General features: G+C 62.9%; 18 protein-coding genes. 8 read left to right on the top strand and 10 right to left on the bottom strand.

Annotation, left to right across the window (positions count from 1 at the left end; genetic code table 11):
• The first annotated feature begins 94 nt into the window (after positions 1-94).
• From AC1RKJ_RS17175 to AC1RKJ_RS17140, 8 genes are all read left to right on the top strand, one after another.
• Positions 95-751 carry a DsbA family protein gene (locus tag AC1RKJ_RS17175; protein WP_492792120.1) on the top strand — a complete coding sequence of 219 codons (657 nt, stop codon included), beginning with the start codon at positions 95-97 and terminating at the stop codon, positions 749-751.
• A gap of 236 nt (positions 752-987) precedes the next feature.
• Entirely contained in the window at positions 988-4,452 is a 3,465-nt protein-coding gene (gene smc / locus AC1RKJ_RS17170) for a chromosome segregation protein SMC (protein ID WP_492792119.1), read from the top strand.
• A 32-nt stretch (positions 4,453-4,484) separates the two neighbouring features.
• A complete protein-coding gene (locus AC1RKJ_RS17165; protein WP_492792118.1) occupies positions 4,485-5,474 on the top strand; it encodes a small ribosomal subunit Rsm22 family protein in 990 nt (329 codons plus the stop codon).
• Between the two features lie 70 nt (positions 5,475-5,544).
• Positions 5,545-5,925 carry a COG4315 family predicted lipoprotein gene (locus AC1RKJ_RS17160; RefSeq protein WP_492792117.1) on the top strand — a complete coding sequence of 127 codons (381 nt, stop codon included), beginning with the start codon at positions 5,545-5,547 and terminating at the stop codon, positions 5,923-5,925.
• 187 nt (positions 5,926-6,112) lie between these two features.
• Positions 6,113-6,673: a LemA family protein gene (locus AC1RKJ_RS17155; RefSeq protein WP_492792116.1), complete on the top strand. Its 561-nt coding sequence runs from the start codon at positions 6,113-6,115 to the stop codon at positions 6,671-6,673.
• Between the two features lie 35 nt (positions 6,674-6,708).
• Positions 6,709-7,890 (top strand): M48 family metallopeptidase, encoded by a 1,182-nt coding sequence (locus AC1RKJ_RS17150; RefSeq protein ID WP_492792115.1) that lies wholly within the window; start codon positions 6,709-6,711, stop codon positions 7,888-7,890.
• Between the two features lie 132 nt (positions 7,891-8,022).
• Positions 8,023-8,781, top strand: a complete 759-nt coding sequence (locus AC1RKJ_RS17145; protein WP_492792114.1) for a P-loop NTPase family protein — start codon at positions 8,023-8,025, stop codon at positions 8,779-8,781.
• Between the two features lie 37 nt (positions 8,782-8,818).
• Entirely contained in the window at positions 8,819-9,487 is a 669-nt protein-coding gene (locus tag AC1RKJ_RS17140; RefSeq protein WP_492792113.1) for a P-loop NTPase family protein, read from the top strand.
• Between the two features lie 4 nt (positions 9,488-9,491).
• Here the strand turns inward: AC1RKJ_RS17140 and AC1RKJ_RS17135 are convergent, their stop codons facing one another.
• The 10 genes from AC1RKJ_RS17135 to petA form a co-directional block, all read right to left on the bottom strand.
• Positions 9,492-10,292 (bottom strand): SDR family NAD(P)-dependent oxidoreductase, encoded by an 801-nt coding sequence (locus AC1RKJ_RS17135; RefSeq protein WP_492792112.1) that lies wholly within the window; start codon positions 10,290-10,292, stop codon positions 9,492-9,494.
• A 3-nt stretch (positions 10,293-10,295) separates the two neighbouring features.
• Positions 10,296-10,835 (bottom strand): adenine phosphoribosyltransferase, encoded by a 540-nt coding sequence (locus tag AC1RKJ_RS17130; RefSeq protein ID WP_492792111.1) that lies wholly within the window; start codon positions 10,833-10,835, stop codon positions 10,296-10,298.
• A gap of 33 nt (positions 10,836-10,868) precedes the next feature.
• The gene (locus AC1RKJ_RS17125) at positions 10,869-13,034 is read right to left on the bottom strand and encodes an anthranilate synthase component I (protein WP_492792110.1); all 2,166 of its coding nucleotides are present in this window, start codon (positions 13,032-13,034) and stop codon (positions 10,869-10,871) included.
• 193 nt (positions 13,035-13,227) lie between these two features.
• Positions 13,228-13,692 (bottom strand): GNAT family N-acetyltransferase, encoded by a 465-nt coding sequence (locus AC1RKJ_RS17120; RefSeq protein ID WP_492792109.1) that lies wholly within the window; start codon positions 13,690-13,692, stop codon positions 13,228-13,230.
• Positions 13,693-14,367, bottom strand: coding sequence for a dienelactone hydrolase family protein (locus tag AC1RKJ_RS17115; RefSeq protein WP_492792108.1), 675 nt, complete (start codon positions 14,365-14,367; stop codon positions 13,693-13,695).
• Positions 14,368-14,394: 27 nt separating this feature from the next.
• A complete protein-coding gene (locus tag AC1RKJ_RS17110) occupies positions 14,395-15,690 on the bottom strand; it encodes a flavin-containing monooxygenase (protein ID WP_492792107.1) in 1,296 nt (431 codons plus the stop codon).
• The gene (locus tag AC1RKJ_RS17105; RefSeq protein WP_492792106.1) at positions 15,687-16,673 is read right to left on the bottom strand and encodes an NAD-dependent epimerase/dehydratase family protein; all 987 of its coding nucleotides are present in this window, start codon (positions 16,671-16,673) and stop codon (positions 15,687-15,689) included. The genes AC1RKJ_RS17110 and AC1RKJ_RS17105 overlap by 4 nt, the downstream gene beginning before the upstream one ends.
• Positions 16,670-17,614 (bottom strand): bile acid:sodium symporter family protein, encoded by a 945-nt coding sequence (locus tag AC1RKJ_RS17100; protein ID WP_492792105.1) that lies wholly within the window; start codon positions 17,612-17,614, stop codon positions 16,670-16,672. The genes AC1RKJ_RS17105 and AC1RKJ_RS17100 overlap by 4 nt, the downstream gene beginning before the upstream one ends.
• Before the next feature lie 158 nt (positions 17,615-17,772).
• Positions 17,773-19,851 carry a cytochrome c1 gene (locus AC1RKJ_RS17095; protein ID WP_492792104.1) on the bottom strand — a complete coding sequence of 693 codons (2,079 nt, stop codon included), beginning with the start codon at positions 19,849-19,851 and terminating at the stop codon, positions 17,773-17,775.
• A gap of 47 nt (positions 19,852-19,898) precedes the next feature.
• Positions 19,899-20,429, bottom strand: a complete 531-nt coding sequence (gene petA / locus AC1RKJ_RS17090) for a ubiquinol-cytochrome c reductase iron-sulfur subunit (RefSeq protein ID WP_492792784.1) — start codon at positions 20,427-20,429, stop codon at positions 19,899-19,901.
• Positions 20,430-20,626 lie beyond the last annotated feature (197 nt).

The following is a 20,626-nucleotide window of genomic DNA, read 5'->3' as shown; positions in this document are numbered from 1 at the left end:
CGGCCCGCCATTGCCACAATCATCGTTTCAAGTTAGCGAACGTGCCCGACAGGCGTTATCCGACGCCGTTCGCACGCCTTTCCGGAGCAGACCGTTGAACATCACGCGCCGCACCTTTAACGCCGCCCTTTCCCTGACCGCCGTTGCCGCAGCCATCGGCGTGTCGCCGTTGCGGCTGTTCGGAGAAGCCAGCGCCCAGTCGGCCGAGGACATCAACAAGGCAGGCGCGCTGGGCGACATGGCGCTCGGCTCCAAGGACGCCTCCGTCACCATCATCGAATACGCCTCGATGACCTGCCCGCACTGCGCGGCGTTCACCAAGGATGTCTTCCCGAAGCTGAAGACGGACTACATCGATACCGGCAAGGTGCGCTTCATCTTCCGCGAATTCCCGCTGGATCAGGTTGCGCTCGCCGGCTCCGCGCTGGCGCGCTGCGTGGCGAAGGATGATGCGCCGAAGTATTTCGCGGTCGTCGACATGCTGTTCAAGCAGCAGAACGATCTGGCGTCCGATGCGCTCGGCACCATCAACCGCGTCGGCAAGCAGGCCGGCTTCAGCGAGCAGATGATCAAGGATTGCGTACAGGGCGATCCGGCGATCCAGAAGGGCATCCTGGACGTGCGCGAGCACGCCTATACCAAGCTCAAGGTCAACTCGACGCCGTTCTTCTTCGTCAACGGCACGCCGGTGAAGGGCGAGACCTCGTTCGAGGGCTTCGAGAAGCTGATCAAGCCGCTGCTCAAGAGCTGAGAGTGGTTCGGGAACTCCGCGAATATCCGGGAACGCCCGCCCGAACGCTCTGAAATCCCTTATAAACGCCCGAAATCCCTTGGGAAAAGCCCCGAGGGCCGGTTGCCCTCGGCAGCCAGCATCGCCATTGTGCGGACAGTCCGAGGCGCATCCCGCGACTCAGCTATACTGGCACAGGGCTGCTATGACCTTGCCCCGGCTGAAGATTTCAGCCCGGCCAACAGAGCATCAGTTGCATGAAACTCACGCGTCTTCGCCTTCACGGCTTCAAGTCCTTCGTTGAGCCGACCGATTTCCTGATCGAGCCGGGTCTGACCGGCGTTGTCGGTCCGAATGGTTGCGGCAAATCGAACCTGGTCGAAGCACTGCGCTGGGCGATGGGTGAAACCTCACACAAGTCGCTGCGTGCCGCCGACATGGACGCCGTGATCTTTGCCGGCTCCGGCAACCGGCCCGCGCGCAACCACGCCGAAGTGGCGATGACCATCGACAATTCCGATCGCTCCGCGCCGTCCGCGATGAACGATCAGGAATTTCTTGAAATCTCGCGCCGGATCGAGCGCGAAGCGGGCTCGGTCTATCGCATCAACGGCCGCGACGTGCGCGCGCGCGACGTGCAGATCCTTTTCGCGGACGCCGCGACCGGTGCGCGTTCACCGGCTCTCGTCCACCAGGGCAAGATCGGCGAAATCATTCAGGCGCGGCCCGACCAGCGCCGCCGCGTGCTGGAAGACGCAGCCGGTGTCGCTGGACTTCACGCCCGCCGCCATGAAGCCGAACTGCGCCTCAAGGCAGCCGAAACCAATCTGACCCGTGTCGAAGACGTTATCGGCCAGCTGGCCGGTCAGATCGACGGCCTCAAGAAGCAGGCGCGTCAGGCGATCCGCTATCGCGAAGTCGCCGCCAAGGTCCGCAAGGCCGAGGCCATGTTGTTTCACCTGCGCTGGGTTCAGTCGCACGCCGATGTCGCGGAAGCGGGCCAGACCCATGACCTCAACGTTCGCGAACATGCAGAACGCGTCCAGCACCAGGCAGAATCCGCGCGCATTCAGGCGATCCGTGCGTCCGAACTGCCGGGCCTGCGCGAGAACGAAGCGCGTGCCGCCGCCGGATTGCAGCGGCTGACCAGCGCCCGCGAAATGCTCGATCGCGAGGAAGCGCGCGCCAAGGAGCGCGTGACCGAACTCGACCGCCGCCTCACCCAGTTCGCCGCCGATATCGAGCGCGAACAGCGTCAGTTGTCCGACGCCGATGTGGCGCTGGCGCGGCTCGAGTCCGAAGACACCGAGCTCAAGGACGAGATCAAGTCGCGCGTCGAGAAGCGCAGCGGCGCGGATGAGCGTGTGGCCGAGGCCGAGGCGACGCTTGCCGCCGCCGAACGCACCTTCTCCGAATTGACCACCGCGCTGGCCGACCTCACCGCCAAGCGTAACCAGTTCGAAGCCAATGTCCGCACCCATCGCGACCGTCTCGCACGGCTCGATCAGGACATCGCCAATGTCGAGAGCGAAGTCGCAAAGCTCGCCGCGGAAACCGGCGGTCTCGGCGATCTGAACGAACTCGCGGCGGCCATGGAAACCGCGCAAGAGACCCTGTTGGAATCCGAGGCAGCCACGCAGGCCAGCGAATCCGCTCATGTCGCCGCGCGCGCCACGCTGGAATCCTCGCGTGCTCCGCTCGCGGACGCCGAAAAGCGCGTGCAGCGGCTGGAAACCGAAGCCAAGACGATCTCCAAGCTCGTCAACGGCGAGACCAAGAATCTGTGGCCGCCGATCATCGATGGCGTGAGTGTCGCCAAGGGTTTCGAGAAGGCGCTTGGCGCCGCACTCGGCGACGATCTCGACGCACCGGTCGATCCGACCGCGCCGATGCGCTGGTCGAGCATTGGCGTCGTCGCGGGCGATCCGTCGCTGCCGCCAGGCGTCGAAGCGCTGGCCGAGCATGTCATGGCTCCGCCGGAACTGGCGCGGCGTCTGGCGCAGATCGGCGTCGTCAGCCGCGAGCGCGGCGCGCAGCTTGCCTCGCAGTTGAAGACCGGCCAGCGGCTGGTATCGCGCGAGGGTGATCTCTGGCGCTGGGACGGCTTCGTCGCGGCGGCCCATGCCCCGACCGGCGCCGCGCGACGGCTGGCGGAGCGCGCACGTCTCAAGGACATCGAAACCGAAATCGAACAGGCCCGCGCCGATGCCGCCGCAAAGCGTCAGGCGCTCGAAACGGCCGACGCCGAACTCAAGGCAGCTTCCGCCGCCGAGAGCACCGCGCGCGAAGCCGCGCGCAACGCCCAGCGCGAAGCCAACACCGCGCGCGAGCGTCATGCTGCCGCCGAGCGCGAGATCAACCGCCACGCGTCGCACCGTTCCGCTCTCGATGAACGCGGAACACGACTCGCTGCGGATCGCGCTGAAGCTCACAGCGCGCATGAAAGCGCCATCAGCACGCTCAGCGAATTGCCCGGCAGCGCGGAGAACGAAGAAAAGCTCGCCGCCGTGCGCGCCGACATGGACGGTCACCGCCGTCTTGCGGCTCAGGTGCGCGCCGAAGCGCAGGCCCTGGCCCGTGAAGCTGAACTGGCCGACCGTCGCGTGCAGGCGATTGTCGCCGAGCGCAACGAATGGCAAAGCCGCAAGGAAAACGCTGCATCGCAGATCGCGACCGTTGAAACCCGTATCGGTGAGGTCAAGACCGAGCGCGCCGAGCTTGAAAACGCGCCGGCCGTGTTCGCCGAAAAGCGCAGCGCGATCATCAGCGAAATCGAGTTCGCGGAAGGCGAACGCCGGACCGCCGCCGACGCGCTCGCAACCGCCGAAACCCTGATGGCGGAAACCGATCGTGCGGCGCGCGCCTCGCTCGACGCATTGTCCGCCGCACGCGAGGCCTGCGCCCGCTCCGAGGAGCGCATGGACGGCACGCGGCGTCGCCTCGAAGACATCGAACGCGAAATCCGCGACATGCTCGAAGTCGAGCCGCAGGGCGTCGCAGCACTGGCGGAGATTGCGCCCGACACCGAGCTTCCCGCCGTCGGCGACATCGAAACCGATCTGGAGAAACTGCGTCGCGACCGCGAGCGTCTCGGCGCCGTCAACCTGCGCGCCGAAGAAGAACTCCGCGAAGTCGAGGCCCAGCATCTCACGCTCACCACCGAGCGCGACGATCTGGTCGAAGCCATCAAGCGGCTGCGGCAGGGCATCCAGAGCCTCAACAAGGAAGCGCGCGAGCGCCTGCTGACTTCGTTCGAGGTGGTCAATGGCCACTTCAAGCGGATGTTCACCGAGCTGTTCGGCGGCGGCCAGGCAGAGCTGACCCTGATCGAGAGCGAAGACCCGCTCGAAGCAGGTCTCGAAATCATCGCCAAGCCACCCGGCAAGAAGCCGCAGACGCTATCGCTGCTTTCCGGCGGCGAGCAGGCGCTGACCGCGCTGGCGCTGATCTTTGCGGTGTTCCTGACCAATCCGTCGCCGATCTGCGTGCTGGACGAAGTCGACGCGCCGCTGGACGACCATAACGTCGAGCGGTTCTGCAACCTGCTGCATGAGATGACCTCGTCCACCGAGACGCGCTTCATCATCATCACCCACAATCCGATCACCATGGCGCGCATGAACCGGCTGTTCGGCGTCACCATGGCGGAGCGTGGCGTGTCCCAGCTCGTCTCCGTCGACCTCGACGGCGCGATGAAGGTTCTCGACCAGAACGTGGCATAATGCCCTCAGGCCGGACCGGCCTGAGGACTCCCATGACGCCTGATCTCCCCTCCGAGCTGAAAGCCGCGTTAGCCCGCAAGGCCGAAGGCCTGTCGCGCAACGATGCTGCGCAGCGCGCGGACACGATCTCGCGGACCTATCGCAGCGGCGGCGGATCAGCCCGCATCAGGACCGGTGAGGATGCGCTGGCCTATGCGCTGGCGCGGATGCCCGCGACCTATGCCGCCGTCACGGCAAGCCTCAATGCGCTGGTGGAGATCAATCCAAATTTTGCCCCGCAGAGCCTGCTCGACGTTGGCGCGGGACCCGGAACGGCGACATGGGCTGCGAGCGAAGCTTTCGCATCCATCGCAACCTTCACGCTGCTGGACGCCAACACGGCGCTGCGCCATCTCGCCCTTGATCTCGCGCAATCCGACGCGCGCCTTGCCGCCATGCGCTACGACACAGGCGACGCGCGCAAGCTGCTCGCCGCGGCGCCGGATGCCGATCTCGTCATCGCGAGCTATGTGATCAACGAACTCGGCGACGGCGAACGCGCGGCATTCGCCGATGCGCTATGGGGAAAGACGCGCGACGCGCTGCTGGTCGTGGAGCCCGGCACGCCGTCGGGATATGCGCGGATCATCGATCTGCGGGCCCGCCTGATCGCGGCGGGTGCGCATGTGATCGCACCCTGCCCGAACGACGCGGCATGTCCGCTGACCGCACGTGACTGGTGTCATTTTTCACAGCGACTGGCGCGGTCGCGCGCGCATAAACACCTCAAGGGCGCAGACCTTCCCTATGAAGATGAAAAATTCAGTTACGTCGCCTTGTCGCGCACGCCGCCCGTACGACGCCCTGACCGCGTGCTGGCACAGCCGCTCATCACCAAGATCGCCGTGACTGCAAAAATTTGCACGACCGATGGAATAGAAGCCGCAAGCGTCCCGCATCGGGACAAACCCGAATACAAGCGCGCGAAAAAATGGAGTTGGGGCGATGCTGTTTTTCGCGACGGGGGCGCGGAACCGGAATAATTCTCAGCTGCCGGAGTTTGTCCTGATGACGCGTTCGCGTCCGACACAAATTCATCAGGAGTAAACTGCAATGTCCAAAACATTCGCCGCGATTGCGGCTGTGACCTTCATGCTCGCATCATCCGCCGCCTTCGCGCAGGCCGCGAAGGTCGCAGACACGCCGAAGGGCAAGGTCTATGTCGATGCCAAGGGCATGACGCTCTATACGTTCGACAAGGATACGGGCGGCAAATCGGCCTGCAACGGTCCTTGCGCCACCAACTGGCCACCGCTGATGGCCGCCGCTGACGCCAAGGCGTCGGGCGACTGGACCATCGTCACCCGCGACGACGGCAGCAAGATGTGGGCTCTCAAGGGCAAGCCGCTCTATACGTTCGCGAAAGACACCAAGCCCGGCGACACCACGGGCGACGGCTTCCTCAACGGCGCATGGCATATGGCCAAGCCTTGATCGGCTGAACGGCTTCGATCAGAAATCCCGCTCCTGCGCTCAGGGGCGGGATTTTTCATGAATTGCATCAAATCATTGAACCATTTTACCTTGAGGACGATCTAACGGTGATCGGACCCGCCCCTGCCGTGCGGGCGGTTTTTCGTCTACGGTGCCTCTCTTCGTTGTCCTCAAGGAGTTTCCCCTCATGTCGTCCGGCTGGATTTTACTCGGTGTCCTCGTCGTCATCGCCCTGTTCGTGTTCGGCGCCTACAACCGCCTGGTCGCACTGGCGCAGCGCGTCAGCCAAGCCTTCGCCGACATCGACGTGCAGCTCAAGCAGCGTCACGATCTGATCCCGAACCTCGTCGAAACCGTCAAAGGCTACGCGACGCACGAGAAGGGCACGCTGGAAGACGTGGTGAAGGCGCGCAACGCCGCAATGTCCGCGCAGGGACCGGCGCAGGTATCCGCGGCCGAAGGGCAGCTCGGCGCAGCACTGGGCCGGTTGATCGCCCTGTCGGAGGCCTATCCGGACCTCAAGGCCAACGCCAACTTCCAGCAGTTGCAGTCCGAACTGTCCGACATCGAAAACAAGCTCGCGGCCAGCCGCCGCTTCTTCAACAACGCCGTGCAGGAATACAACACCGGCATCCAGCAATTGCCGGCCGCCCTGTTCGCGGGCGCGCTCGGGTTCACGAAGAAGGACTTCTTCGACCTCGGCGAAAGCCGCGGCCAGCTCGAGCAGGCGCCGTCGGTCAAATTCTGACCGTCTGACCGGGCCTCAGGAACGGGCAGCGCATCATGGCCGCGTATGGTCTTTACACGCATATCGCATCGAACAAGTTTCGTTCGGTGCTGCTGCTCGGCGGCCTGTTCGTGCTCGTCTATGTCATGGTGTTCGCCGGCGCGCTGCTGGCGGAAGTGGCGCTCAACAGCAACCGTCCGTTCGAGGTGTACATCAGCCTCGCGGCGCGCGACCTCATCAAGGCGTTTCCCCTCGCCACGATAGGCGCGGCGGTGTGGATCGTGATCGCCTACTTCTTCCACCAGAAGCTCATCGACGCCGTGACAGGCGGACACGACGTCACGCGGCAGGAACAGCCGCGGCTGTACAATCTGCTTGAAAATCTCTGCATCTCGCGCGGCATCCCGATGCCGAAGCTCAAGATCGTGGACAGCCCGGCGCTCAACGCCTTCGCGACCGGCCTGAACCGCAAGCAATACGCCATCAGTGTAACCACCGGACTGATGAACGCGCTCAACGACCGCGAGATGGAGGCGGTGCTCGGCCACGAGCTAACTCATATCCGCAACGGGGACGTGCAATTGCTCGTGGTCGCCGTCGTCATCGCGGGCGTGGTCGGCTTTTTCGCCGAACTGTTTTTCCGCATCTTCTTCAACTCCAACTGGAGTTTCGGGGGCGGTAGTAGCGGCGGACGGTCCTCATCGTCCTCGGACGGCGACAAGAAGGGTGGCGGCGCATTCGCTATCGTGCTTCTGGCAATCGCCCTGATCGGCCTCGCATGGGGCCTGTCGCTGGTGGTGCGCTTTGCCCTGTCGCGGTCGCGCGAATTGCTGGCAGACGCGGGCTCCGTCGAACTCACAAAAGACCCGGATGCCATGATCTCGGCGCTGCGCAAGATTGAGGGCCGCGGTGAACTGCCGGGCGCAACCTCCGCGGTGATGGAAATGTGCATCGACAATCCGCGCGAGGGCTTCGCCGACCTGTTCGCCACCCACCCGTCGGTCGATTCCCGCGTCAAGGCGCTGGTGAAGTATGCCGGCGGTCGCGACCCCGGCCCACTGCCACTGCCGGGCTCCAGCGGCGCCGAGCGGGAGAATGCGCCGGGTAGGTCAGAGGACGATCCCGCACCATCTCAATTGCCGCCAACCGGCGCGCAATCGGACCCACAATCCGGCCCCTGGGGCAGTTCCCCCCAACCGTCGCCCTCTTCCATCGGTCCGTGGAGCCGCAGGTATTAACAAAGCCGGTAGTTATTAAGCATAACCGCGAGGTCAAGAATTGAATTATCCCTCGTTTCTGCCATGTTCCGGCAGAAAGCAGGCTAAGCTTTCGTCGTCAGACGGATGTGTTTAGCGCGTAAAAGGGGTCTTATGGCGAAACCGGCAGTCATCGTGGTAGGCGCAGACAAGGGTGGGGTCGGCAAGACCACCGTTTCGCGCACCGTTCTCGACTATTTCAGCGCAAACAACATCCCGACCCGCGCCTTCGATACCGAATCGCCGCGCGGTACGCTGATGCGCTTTCATCCGGACATCACCGAGATCGTCGACGTGACCTCGACGTCCGATCAGATGAAAATCTTCGACACCCTGAACACATCCGGCACCAGCGTCACCGTCATCGACGTCCGCGCCGGACTGCTGTCCCCCACCCTCGCAGCGCTCCGCGACATCGGCTTTCTCGATGCCGCGCGCTCCGGCCAGATCACCTTCGCCGTGTTCCATATTCTCGGACCCTCGATCGCCTCGCTCGACGAGATCGCCGAGACCGCGAACTTCATGGACGGCGCGAAGTACTTCCTGGTGAAGAACTTCATCAACAACACCAGCTTCTTCGAGTGGGATCAGGCGACCTACAATTCGTATTTCCATCGCATCAAGAACGCGACCGAGATCACCATTCCGAAGCTGAACGAAATGGCCTACGAGCAGGTCGAAGTCGCCTCCGTGCCGTTCCTGAAGTTCGTCGCCAACAAGGGCACCAAGGATGAAGCCGCGAACTACTCGTTCGTGCTGCGCGGCTATGTCCGCCACTGGCTCGGCAACGTCTGGGGTGAATTCGACCGCATCAAGCTGACCGAAATCGTCGGCTCCAAGGACAAGCCGCGGACGCCCACAAGCGAGATCTGATCCGGTGGTCCGGTCCTGACATTCGGACATCGCACAGATGCGCCGCACGCCGCTCTATATCGTCTGCTCTCCCCGTCCCGCGGTCGGCAAGACGTTGATCGCGAGGTTGCTGACCGAGTTCTTGCTGCTCAAGCACGGGGCAGTGTCCGCCTTCGACATCAACCTGCGCGAGCCGTCGCTGCTCAACTATCTGCCCGGCGTCACCGAAACCGCTGTCATCAACGACACCTTCGGGCAGATGGCGCTGATGGATCGGCTGATCGTGAATGACGGCGTTCCGAAGGTCATCGACCTCGGCTTCCATGCATTCGACGATTTCTTCAAGATCATCGCCGAGATCGGCCTGATGAAGGAAGCGGAGCGCCGCGGCATCGATCCCGTCGTTCTTTTCATCCCGGATCGCGACCGCGCTTCGGCTGTCGCCTGGACCATGCTGCGTGAAACGTTTCCGAATGCCGCGCTGGTGCTGGTGGAAAACGAGCATGTGCTGTGGGGCGAACTGCCGAAGACATTCGGCCGCGTCCGGACGTTCAGGATCGCGGCGCTGCCGGGTTTCCTGAAATCGATCATCACGCGGCTGAATTTTTCGTTCACGCATTATCTGCGCAGCAACAGGGATCAGTCATCCGAACTGCATCAGTGGGTGCGCGACAACTACACGCGCTTCCGCGAGCTGGAGCTCACCCTGATCCTGCACAGGTCGTGACGGCTCAGTAGTAGATGCTGCCCGGAACGCCGCCACCCGCCGCGATGGCGTCGCCATTGATGGCGATGGACTTCGGCGACGCGAGAAACGCGACGATATGGCCGATCTCCTCCGCCGTCACGAGACGGCGGATTGTATTGAGATCGTTCATCGCCTTCTCGACCTCCTCTTTCGTCTTTTTCTGGGTGCTGGCGCGCCATTCGATGACGCCAGCCGTCTTCTCGGTGCGCGTGAGACCCGGATGAACGCAGGTCACGTTGATGCCGCCCGGCCCGAGTTCGTCGGCGAGGTTCTTGGTCAGCGCCGCGACACCAACATTGCGAATACTGCCGACGGTCACGCCGGTCTGCCGCGCGCCGAGCCCGCTGATATTGATGATGCGGCCCCAGCCCTGCTTCGTCATCAGAGGTGCCACTTCCCGCGCCATGCGCAGATAGCCCATCACCTTGACATTGACGTCGCTCCAGAAGATGTCGTCGGTAATCTCGCTCAGGGTCGGCGGCTTCGCCTGCCCGCTCGGCTGCGCGGCGCTGTTCACCAGTACGTCGATCCGGCCGAAATCCGAATGGATAGCGGCGACTGCGGCGCGAACCGCGTCATCCTTGCCGGTGTCGGCTGAATAGGCGCGTACGGTACGGCCCGTCTCGCCCGCAATCTCCGAAGCTGTGGCGGTCGCAGCGGACAGATCGCGCCCGACAATCGCAACATCCATGCCTTCGCCGGCGAGCGAGCGCGCGATGGCCTTGCCGATCCCACGTGTCCCGCCGGTGACGACCGCGATCTTTCCCCTGAGCTGAAGATCCATCTGTCAGTGTCCGTCGAATGTCATCAGCGTGCGCACCGGCACGTCCATCGCGCGCAGCTTGGCCGCTCCGCCGAGTTCCGGCAGGTCGATGATGAAACACGCCGCCACCACATCCGCACCGATCTGGCGCAGTAGTTTCACGGCGCCCTCCGCCGTACCACCCGTGGCGATCAGATCGTCGATCAGGATCACGCGCTCGCCGGGCTTGATGGCGTCGGCATGCATTTCCATTTCATCCAGACCGTATTCCAGCGAGTAAGCGATCCGGACGGTGGTGTGCGGCAGCTTGCCCTTCTTACGGATCGGCACGAAACCCGCCGACACCTGATGCGCCACCGCGCCGCCGAGAATGAAGCCGCGCGCTTCCATGCCCGCAACCTTGTCGATCTTGGAGCCGGCCCACGGCTGCACCAGTTCGTCCACCGCACGGCGGAACGCCCACGCGTTGCCGAGCAGCGTGGTGATATCCCGGAATATGATTCCGGGCTTCGGATAGTCCGGAATGGCGCGGACCGTCGCTTTCAAATCATCTTCAAGTGTCATATGGCGTCTTTCAATTACATCATCACACATCGTTCAGGCATTGGCCTGCCGGCCGAGCCTGAACGCGTTTTCCACGATCCTCAATCCGACATTGCCTTCGAGCGACATCAGCGATTCCGGGTGAAATTGCACGCCGCCGACGGGCAAAGTCTTGTGCTCGATCGCCATGGCAATGCCGTCCTCCGTGCTGGCGGTGATCTCCAACACATCCGGCATCCCGTCGCGCTCGACATAGAGCGAATGATAGCGGCCGATGACGACCTCATTGGGAAGATTGCCCATCAGCGTACCGCCGCGTACCTGAACCCGCGACGGACGGCCATGCGCCGGCATCGCAAGTTGTCCGAGCTTGCCGCCAAAGTATTCGCCAATGGCCTGCACGCCGAGGCAGACGCCGAACACCGGCAACTTCTTCTCCAGCGCTGCCCCGATAAATTTCGAGATCCCGAAATCTTCAGGACGACCGGGACCCGGTGACAGCACCAGCAGATCGTATGTTTCGGTCTTCAGCAGTTCGAGTGCGTGATTGTGCCGGGTGACGCTGACGGTCGCGCCGACCTGACGGAAATAATCCGCCAGCATGTGCACGAACGAGTCTTCATGGTCGATCAGCAACACCTTCTTGCCAGAGCCGGTCGCATCCGGCGCCAGCGCCGACAGAGGCTTTGGCGGATCGCCACGCAACGCCTGAAACAGCGCCGCGGCCTTGGTCTGGCATTCCTTCTCTTCCGCAACCGGATCGCTATCGAACAGCAGCGTCGCGCCGACGCGGACTTCCGCGAGGCCATCCTTCATGCGGATGGTACGGATGGTGAGGCCCGTGTTGATGCTGCCGTCGAACCCCAGAAAGCCCAGCGCGCCGGCATACCAGCGGCGCGACGAACGCTCGTTGTCTTCGACGAACTGCATCGCCCACAGCTTCGGCGCGCCGGTAACCGTCACAGCCCAGGCGTGGGTGAGGAAACCGTCGAGCGCGTCGAATCCCGGGCGCAACATGCCCTCAACATGATCGACGGTGTGAAACAGCTTGGAATAAGTCTCGATCTGCCGCCGCGCCAGAACCTTGATCGAGCCCGGCACGCAGACGCGCGCCTTGTCGTTGCGGTCGACGTCGGTGCACATGTTGAGTTCGAATTCGTCTTTTTGCGAATTCAGCAATTCCTGAATCTGTTTCGCGTCGCTGATGGCATCGACACCGCGCGCGATGGTGCCCGAAATCGGACACGTCTCGATCCGCCGCCCGTCGGAGCGCACGAACATTTCCGGCGACGCCGCCACCAGGAATTCACCGTCGCCGAGATTGATCAGTGCGCCGTAAGGCGACGGATTGATCTTGCACAGGCGCTGGAACACTTCGGCTGGCGTGCGTTCGCACGGCTCAGCGAACAACTGCCCCGGCACCGCCTCGAACAGATCGCCGCGCGCGAACGCCTTGCGTGCGGTTTCGACGGTGGCCTGATAGACGCCGGGCGCGTGATCGGCAAAGCCTTCGCGCTTTGTCCTGGCGTAGACGCTTTCCGGAGTTTCGCGCTCAAGACCCTTGGTCGATTGGCCGTTCCACGCGAACTCGTAACTCAGGATGACGCCGCGTCCGGTGGCGCGATCATAGGCCAGGATGCGATCGGGAATGAACAGTACGATATCGCGTTGATCTTTTTCTCGCGCGCGCTTCTGCTTGAGATCCTCGAACTGAAAGACGAGGTCGTAGGCGAACGCGCCGAACAGGCCGAGCAACCCGTCATTCGGAGAATTGAGCGCCGCGATAATGTCCCGCACCAGCGACACCACCGAGGCGCGCCGCGTGCGCTGGTCCTCGTCCACCGGTGCATCGCCGCGCACGATATGACCTACGAGGCGCGTCGCGCTCTTCTCCGTAATGACCGCGCAGGGCTCGTTCAGGGTCGCGCCGAGAAACGCCACCAGCACCTTGCCGCGCGCATTCAACGCCTCGATGACAAAATCCGTGCCCGTGGATTCCAGCCGCAGCGGCGGATCGGAAAAGCCGAGATCGAAGCTCTCATAGCGGCCCGGCACCGTGGTGCCCGACGACAGCACCACACCGCGGCGGGTATCGAGTTGCTCGATCAGCCGGTCGAGCGCCGTGCCCCCGGTGAAATGCGCCACCGAACGCGCCACATCGAGGCCCCGGGCGGTCCGGTATTCACTCTCGGCGGGAAGGGAAAAAAGCGTCCTGTTCATCTGGTCCTCTTACGAAACTTGCTGGAGGAACGCCACACAGGACAAACGAAAAGGCCGTCGCTCTGCGATGACGGCCTCGACGATTGTGATAAAAGAAATCGCACCGGCCACCTTCAGAAGGTGCGCCACCAAAGACGGTTCGGGAGGGCCAGGGTGCTCATGGCGGGCAAATCATCACCCGCGGGGGATGATGTCAAGGCCCGGCTTGCTTGACAAAAACCGTGACCTTCCGCTCCCCGACATTCTCCTCGATCGGGGCCCACCCCTGCCGGGTATAGAAGCGCCGTCTTTCCTTCTGGGCGCAAAGATAGACCCGCCGGACATTGAGCGCGAAAGCGTCCTCCGCCGCGCGCCCGACCAGCGCCGTTCCGATCTCCTGCATCCGGAATTTCGGGTCGACCCAGACCGCCGCCACCCATGGCGAATATTGCGGAAGATCCTCAAGGTCGGACGTGATGACCGACGCCGTGCCCAGAAACGTATCGCCCCGATGCGCCACCAGCGCGAACGGGATCGGCGACGGGGTCATGTTTTCCTTCAGGCGGCCGGTGATGTAATCCGCCGGAAATCCCCGCTCCTTCCACCATGCCCGCCAGATGCGATCGGCAACCGCGTCGAAGAACGCAGGCTGCCGGCGCAGGTCGGAGATGGTGAACATTTACCCCAGATGCTTCTTGAAAAAGTCCGTGGCGCGGCCCCAGGCGAGTTCGGCGGCTTGGCGGTCATGCACCGAGGCACGTTCCTCGTTCACGAAGGCATGATCGGCGTCATAACGAAACGCCTCGAACTCATGTCCGACGTTTCGCATCGCCTTCTCGAACGCGTCCACCGCCGCCGGCGTGCACCAGTCATCCTTGTTGGCGAAGTGGCCCTGGAGCGGAATCTTGATATCGGCAGGCTTCGCGGCCTGCTCCGGCGGAATGCCGTAGAACGCGACGCCTGCGCTCAGTTCAGGAATTTTCGCAGCACCGATGATGGTCACCGCGCCGCCCATGCAGAAGCCGGTGAGGCCGACCTTGGCCCCGTTGCGCTTCAGATACTGCACCGCGCCGCGCACGTTCTGCTCCGTCGCCTCGATGAAATTCAGCGAGTTCATCTCTTTGCCTGCCGCGTCCGCATCGTGATACGGCACGACGACGCCGTCATAGAGATCGGGCGCAAGGGCATCGAAACCGGCAACGGCGAAGCGGTCGACAAGTCCCTTGATGTTCTCGGACAGGCCCCACCACTCCTGGATGACGACAACGCCCGGCGCATTGCCGCGCGCGGCATTGGCGAGATAACCCTTGGCATCCTTGCCGTCGGGACGCTTGAAAGTGATGGTGGTGCCCATGATGTCCTCCGGAACGCTTTGATTGTCTTATACCGCGGGCGAAGCGACGCTCAAGCTCGCGATGGCCTTCTCGAGATCACGTTTGTATTGCAGGAAGTCGACAAAAATCCCGTGTTCCCCGCGGTTCTTGTTCGGCGGCCTTGCGTAAAATGCGGCGATCCTGTCGCGGAAATCCGCGGTTGTATCGGCGCTTTCCTTCTGCGCCTTGATATAGGCGGCAATCAGATCGGCCTGCAATGCGCGGCCCGGCCAGCCGACGCCCGCGCCTTCAAGCAATCCCGCGACGAAAAGCCCGTTCTCGCGTGACGGGAAGATGTTGAGATACAGGCGCGGCGCGTTGCTCTCCGGCTGCCAGTTCAGTTCGCTGAGGTCTTCCAGAAATGGAAACGTGATCTCGTAACCCGTCGCAAGCAGCACGAGATCGACCTGATCTTCCTGACCGTCACTGAAAACAACGGTATCGCCGCGAAACTCCCGGATCGGCTTGCGCAAGGCGACATCGCCCTGCCCGAGATGCTGGAGCACCAGCGAATTGACGATCGGCGTCTTGTCGTACAGCCGGTGTTCCGGCTTCGGCAGACCGAAGCGTTCCGGCGGTCCGACCATAAACCGCAGGATCGGCTCATGCAGCATCGAGCGCAAACGCTTCGGAATGATGAAACGTTTCGGCTTGTGGTTACCTTCGTCGGCGGGTTTTCCGGCGAGGAACTTCGGCACGAAATGATTGCCTCCGCGCACGCTCCACAGCACCTTCTTCGCCCGGTGAATGGCATCGACCACGATATCGCAGCCGGTGTTGCCCATGCCGACCACCAGCACGCGCTTGCCCTCGAAAATGTCGGCGGTCTTGTAGTCCTTCGCGTGTATCAGCGTGCCGCTGAACTCACCGGGAATTTTCGGCTTCAGCGGATCGCTGAGATGGCCGTTGGCGAAAATGACGCTTTCATAGTCGTCCGCAGTGCCGTCACTGAGTGTCGCGCGCCAGCTCCCGTCGCGCTGCTCAATCTTCTGCACATCCGTGTTGAGGCTGATCGAAGGGTAAAGATCGAAATGCCTGGCGAAGGATTTGAAATATTCCGACACCTGCGCATGTCCGGGATAGGCCGGCCAGTCCTCCGGCATCGGGAAATCCGCATAGGCCGTGGTGCGCTTCGAGGAAATCAGATGGGTCGAGGCATAAACCGCGCTAGGTGCTGCGCCGTAGAGCCACTGCCCGCCAACGTCCGCGTTCTTCTCGACGCACTTCACCGGCAGACCGGCTGCTTTAAGGCTTTTGACGGCGGCGAGGCCCGCCGGACCTGCGCCAATGACAAGCGTGGTCATTTCACATGCTCCGCGCGTCCGGCGCGATACCGCTCGAATACTTCGAGCGCGTTGTAGCGTGGCGCGAATCCGAACTCCGTCTTGAGCTTCTCGTTGGAGAGCACCGGACGGTACTGGATGAACTTGGCGTGCCCGGGACCGAGTTTCGTGACGCGAAGAAGATGCAGCAGCCACAGCGCCGCTTTCAGAACCACGGGCGGAATGGCAACATACGGCTTGTTGTTCAGTTTCGCGATGTCCCGCAGGCTCAGCGTGCCGTCCCCGGCAAGATTGTAGGTGCCTGGTCTCGGATGGCGCACGGCCTGCACCAGTGCTGCGACCACGTCCGCATCGGAAATCAGCGAGAACGGCGTCACGGTGCCGCCGACACCCACCACCACGGGACGCTCGAAGATCGCAGTGATCTGGTTGTTCGTCGTGGGACCCAGCACCGTGCAGGGCCGGAACACGGTCTGCTGGAGATGCGCATGCAGATCGTGCCATTCAATCAGCATTTCCTCCACTTCGAGCTTGTTGCGCGCGTAAGGGAAATCCGGATTGCCGCGCAGCGGATCGTCCTCGTGCAACGGCACCGGATTGTCGGCGTGATAGCCGTAGGCCGAGCCGCTCGACGTGACGATCAGATGCTCGACGCTGGCGTCGAGCGACGATTGCAGCACATTCTTGGTGCCGAGCACGTCGATTTCCCAGTCGCGTTGCTCGTCGCCGCCGACCGCAACCACCGAGGCCAGATGCACCACGGTTTGCGGACGATATTTCAGGAAAATCTCCCTGAGCGCCGGATCGCGAATGTCCGCGGTCACATAGGTGACATTCGGCAGCCGCTCATGGGCGACCACTTCGCGCATGTCCAGCGCAATGACTTCCGAGTTCGCGCCGCCCCGTGCCAGTTCGGCGATCAGCGATTTGCCGATGAAACCCGCCGCGCCGGTAACCAGCACGCCGCCTTTCATGGCTTCAAATCCCACATCCGCCTCGCTCATGCCACCGTGTCCGTGCGTTGACTCATGTACCCGGCCGGATGCGGATCGCGGCGCTTCCACCACGCCGCCAGCGCCCATCCGGAAATCAGATGCCAGACGCCCCACCCTGCCGCGACCAGCGCCGCGCCGCCGACACCCTCGAACTGGTTGAGGATCAGTGCGAGGCCGAGCCCCGAATTGTGCATGCTGACTTCAATGGTCATGGCGCGCGTGTCGTAGTTGCTCAGGCCGAGCACGCGCGCGGTGCCCCACCCGAGCGCAATCGCAATGGCGTTGTGAAGCACAACGAACGGCAGGATCGACGTCACGAAGGTTGTGAGATAGCGCGCGTTGGTGAAGATCGCGCCGCCGATGAACGCCACCAGAAACAGGAAGGACAAGATCTGCAACGGACGTCGCAGCAGATGGCCGAGGCGCGGCCAGTAGTGCACCGTCGCGAGACCGAGAGCCATCGGCAGCCCGAGGATCGCCATCGTCGAGCCCAGGAACGACAGCGGCTCGATGCTGACCTGCCGCAGCAGTGCTGCGGTATCCGGATTGAGCGCAGCCCAGAACAGGATGTTGAGCGGCGTGGTCACGATCGCCAGCAGGCTGGAGACGCCGGTCATGCTGATCGACAGCGCGGTGTTGCCGCGCGCCATGTGGGTGATGAGGTTGGAGATGTTTCCGCCGGGGCACGCGGCCACCACCATCATTCCAAGCGCGATGCTCGGCTGCGGTTTCAGCAGCATGGTGATCGCCCATGTCACCGCCGGAAGGATCGCAAGCTGAGCAAGAAGCCCGGCCAGCGGTGCGACCGGCTTGCGAAATACCTCGATGAAGTCGTCGATCCGCAGATCGAGCGCTACGCCGTAGATGATGAGCGCAAGCACACCGCCGAGCACAAGCTGGCCCGTCGGATTGATATTCAGCAGAATGTCGTCGATCGGTGCGCCCGTCATGTGCCCCCCAGCCCAGCCCCGGATTGCCAAGGTTAGTGGAGCGGATCGCGGGACGCCAGCCTTGCGGATTGCCCTGGAGTGTCATGCTGCATCGAAGCATTGGCGCAGCAAAAAGGCCCCTCGTGAGGGGCCTTTCGCAATTCAGATTTCAAGAAAGATCAGTGGGCGTCGGCCCAGACTTTCTTCTTGGTGAAGTAGAGCAGACCCGACAGCACGATCAGGAAGATCATGACCTGCAGTCCGAGGCGCTTGCGGGCCTCGAGATGCGGCTCGGCGGTCCACATCAGGAACGCGGAAACATCCTTGGCGTACTGCTGCACGGTCGCCGGCGATCCGTCATCGAACGTCACCTGACCATCATTGAGCGGCTTCGGCATCTTGATCGCGTGGCCGGGGAAATACTTGTTGTAGTACGACCCCTCCGGCAGCGCGAAGCCGGCCGGCGCCTTGTCCTCATAGCCCTGCATCAGAGCGTCGATGTAGTTCGGTCCCTTCTCCTGAAACTGGATGAAGGCGTCGAAAATGAACTGCGGAAATCCACGCTCATATCCACGGGCCTTGGCGATCAGCGACAGGTCCGGCGGATAGGCGCCGCCATTGGCTGCGCGGGCCGCCTGTTCGTTCGGGAACGGCGACGGGAAGTAGTCGGCCGGACGGCCGGGGCGCTCGAACATGTCGCCCGCATCGTTCGGACCGTCCTTGACCTTGTACTCGGAGGCGAAGGCAGCGGCCTGCGCCGGCGAATAGCCCGGACCGCCCGCGTCGCTCAGGTTGCGAAAGGCGACATAGGACAGGCCGTGGCAGGAGGCGCAGACTTCCTTGTAGATCTTCAGGCCGCGCTGCAACTGGCCCTGGTCGAACTTGCCGCGAGGACCGGCAAACGACCACTTCAGCGAGGGCGGCGTCAGTCCATGCGAATCGTCCGCTGCGCGCGCCGTGCCGGCAGCGCCCAGCAGCAGTGCGCCGCCGACCGCAATCGCGATCATGCTGGAGACCATCGGCGCTTTCGTCGAGCCGGTTTTCCGCAGCACGTCTTCGGCGATCGAATTCGGCAAGGGACGCGCCTTCTCGATGCGGCTGAGAACAGGCAGCACGATCAGGAAGTAGGCGAAATAGCAGAACGTCAGGACGCGGCCGGCAATGACGTAGATGCCTTCCGCGGGCTTGGCGCCGAGCCAGCCGAGCAGCAGGCAGACCAGCACGAAGATCCAGAAGAACTGCTTGGCGAGCGGGCGATACTTCGACGAGCGCGTCCGTGCGCTGTCGAGCCATGGCAGGAACGCCAGCACGAGGATCGCCGAGAACATCGCGATAACGCCGGCGAGCTTGTTCGGGATCGAGCGCAGGATCGCGTAGAACGGCAGGTAGTACCACTCAGGCACGATGTGCGCCGGGGTCACCGCAGGATTGGCGGGGATGTAGTTGTCCGGATCGCCGAGATAGTTCGGGATGTAGAAAATGAACCAGGCGAAGAACAGCAGGAAGCAGGACATGCCGAACGCGTCCTTGAGGGTCGCGTAAGGCGTGAACGGCACAACGTCCTTCTCGGTCTTCGGCTCGACGCCGGCCGGATTGTTCTGACCGGCAACGTGCAGCGCCCAGATGTGCAGCACCACAACGCCCGCGATCACGAACGGCAGCAGGTAATGCAGCGAGAAGAAGCGGTTCAGCGTGGGGTTGCCGACGGAGTAGCCGCCCCACAGCAGCGTCACGATGCTGTCGCCGACATAAGGGATGGCGCCGAACAGGTTGGTGATGACGGTGGCGCCCCAGAAGCTCATCTGGCCCCATGGCAGCACGTAACCCATGAAGCCCGTCGCCATCATCAGCAGGTAGATGATGACGCCGAGGATCCAGAGAACCTCGCGCGGCTCCTTGTACGACCCGTAATAAAGGCCGCGGAACATGTGGATGTAGACGGCGATGAAGAACATCGACGCGCCGTTGGAATGCAGATAGCGCAGCAGCCATCCGTAGTTGACGTCGCGGACCAGCAGCTCGACCGACTTGAAGGCCAGATCGACATGCGGCGTGTAATGCATCGCCAGGATGATGCCGGTGATGATCTGGACGCCCAGCATCATCGAAAGGATCGCGCCGAACGTCCACCAGTAGTTGAGATTGCGGGGAGTCGGATAGGCGACGAATGACGAGTGGATCAGTCCCCCGAGAGGGAGACGCCGCTCAACCCATTTCAAGACTGGATTTTGCGGCTGGTAGCTGGATGGTCCGCTCATGATGCGATCCTGACAAAGAAGAAGCGACGCAATCGGTTCAACGAAAGTTAGCCGATTTTGATTTTGGTATCGGAGACGAAGGCGTAAGGCGGCACCGGCAGGTTCGACGGCGCCGGACCCGAGCGGATGCGGCCGGAACTGTCGTACTGCGAGCCGTGGCACGGGCAGAAGAAGCCATCATAGTTGCCTTCATGCGCGATCGGGATACAGCCCAGATGCGTGCAGATGCCGATCACCACGAGCCACTGATCGTGGCCTTCCTTGACGCGCGACTGGTCGCTCTGCGGATCGGGAAGGCTCGCGGTGGGAACGGCGCGCGCCTCGTCGACCTGCTTCTTGGTGCGGTTCATGATGTAGATCGGCTTGCCGCGCCAGAACACCTTGATGTCCTGTCCGGAGGCGATCGGAGCCAGATCGACTTCGATCGGGGCGCCGGCGGCGATGGTCGAGGCGTCCGGATTCATCTGGGAGATCAGCGGCCAGGCCACTGCGGCGGCGCCGACGGCGGCCACGGATCCTGTCGCTACATATAGAAAATCACGGCGTGTCGGCTCGGCCGAGGATGAAGACGTCACGATTGCAAACCCTTTCCGAACTGCAACCGGTGGAACCATCCCTTCGACGCAATGCACTCGCCGGGAGAGGAAGCCGGTGCCCGCGGGCCCCCGCGGTGGCAGAATGACCACTTGTCCCACTCAACCGGGCGGAACATACGATCTAGAATCGATCTATTGGCACCCTTGCCGAGAGAGCGCAAGCCCGCTATCGGGCACAT

Source organism: Afipia sp. GW822-FHT04G07, assembly GCF_058800765.1.
Note: the sequence above shows the minus strand (reverse complement) of the source record. Positions and strands in the feature narration are given on the sequence as shown.

Coding starts and splice junctions, on each gene's coding strand:
- smc (WP_492792119.1), top strand. CDS start 988: ATGAAACTCACGCGTCTTCGCCTTCACGGCTTCAAGTCCTTCGTTGAG.
- AC1RKJ_RS17165 (WP_492792118.1), top strand. CDS start 4,485: ATGACGCCTGATCTCCCCTCCGAGCTGAAAGCCGCGTTAGCCCGCAAG.
- AC1RKJ_RS17160 (WP_492792117.1), top strand. CDS start 5,545: ATGTCCAAAACATTCGCCGCGATTGCGGCTGTGACCTTCATGCTCGCA.
- AC1RKJ_RS17155 (WP_492792116.1), top strand. CDS start 6,113: ATGTCGTCCGGCTGGATTTTACTCGGTGTCCTCGTCGTCATCGCCCTG.
- AC1RKJ_RS17150 (WP_492792115.1), top strand. CDS start 6,709: ATGGCCGCGTATGGTCTTTACACGCATATCGCATCGAACAAGTTTCGT.
- AC1RKJ_RS17145 (WP_492792114.1), top strand. CDS start 8,023: ATGGCGAAACCGGCAGTCATCGTGGTAGGCGCAGACAAGGGTGGGGTC.
- AC1RKJ_RS17140 (WP_492792113.1), top strand. CDS start 8,819: ATGCGCCGCACGCCGCTCTATATCGTCTGCTCTCCCCGTCCCGCGGTC.
- AC1RKJ_RS17135 (WP_492792112.1), bottom strand. CDS start 10,292: ATGGATCTTCAGCTCAGGGGAAAGATCGCGGTCGTCACCGGCGGGACA.
- AC1RKJ_RS17130 (WP_492792111.1), bottom strand. CDS start 10,835: ATGACACTTGAAGATGATTTGAAAGCGACGGTCCGCGCCATTCCGGAC.
- AC1RKJ_RS17125 (WP_492792110.1), bottom strand. CDS start 13,034: ATGAACAGGACGCTTTTTTCCCTTCCCGCCGAGAGTGAATACCGGACC.
- AC1RKJ_RS17120 (WP_492792109.1), bottom strand. CDS start 13,692: ATGTTCACCATCTCCGACCTGCGCCGGCAGCCTGCGTTCTTCGACGCG.
- AC1RKJ_RS17115 (WP_492792108.1), bottom strand. CDS start 14,367: ATGGGCACCACCATCACTTTCAAGCGTCCCGACGGCAAGGATGCCAAG.
- AC1RKJ_RS17110 (WP_492792107.1), bottom strand. CDS start 15,690: ATGACCACGCTTGTCATTGGCGCAGGTCCGGCGGGCCTCGCCGCCGTC.
- AC1RKJ_RS17105 (WP_492792106.1), bottom strand. CDS start 16,673: ATGAGCGAGGCGGATGTGGGATTTGAAGCCATGAAAGGCGGCGTGCTG.
- AC1RKJ_RS17100 (WP_492792105.1), bottom strand. CDS start 17,614: ATGACGGGCGCACCGATCGACGACATTCTGCTGAATATCAATCCGACG.
- AC1RKJ_RS17095 (WP_492792104.1), bottom strand. CDS start 19,851: ATGAGCGGACCATCCAGCTACCAGCCGCAAAATCCAGTCTTGAAATGG.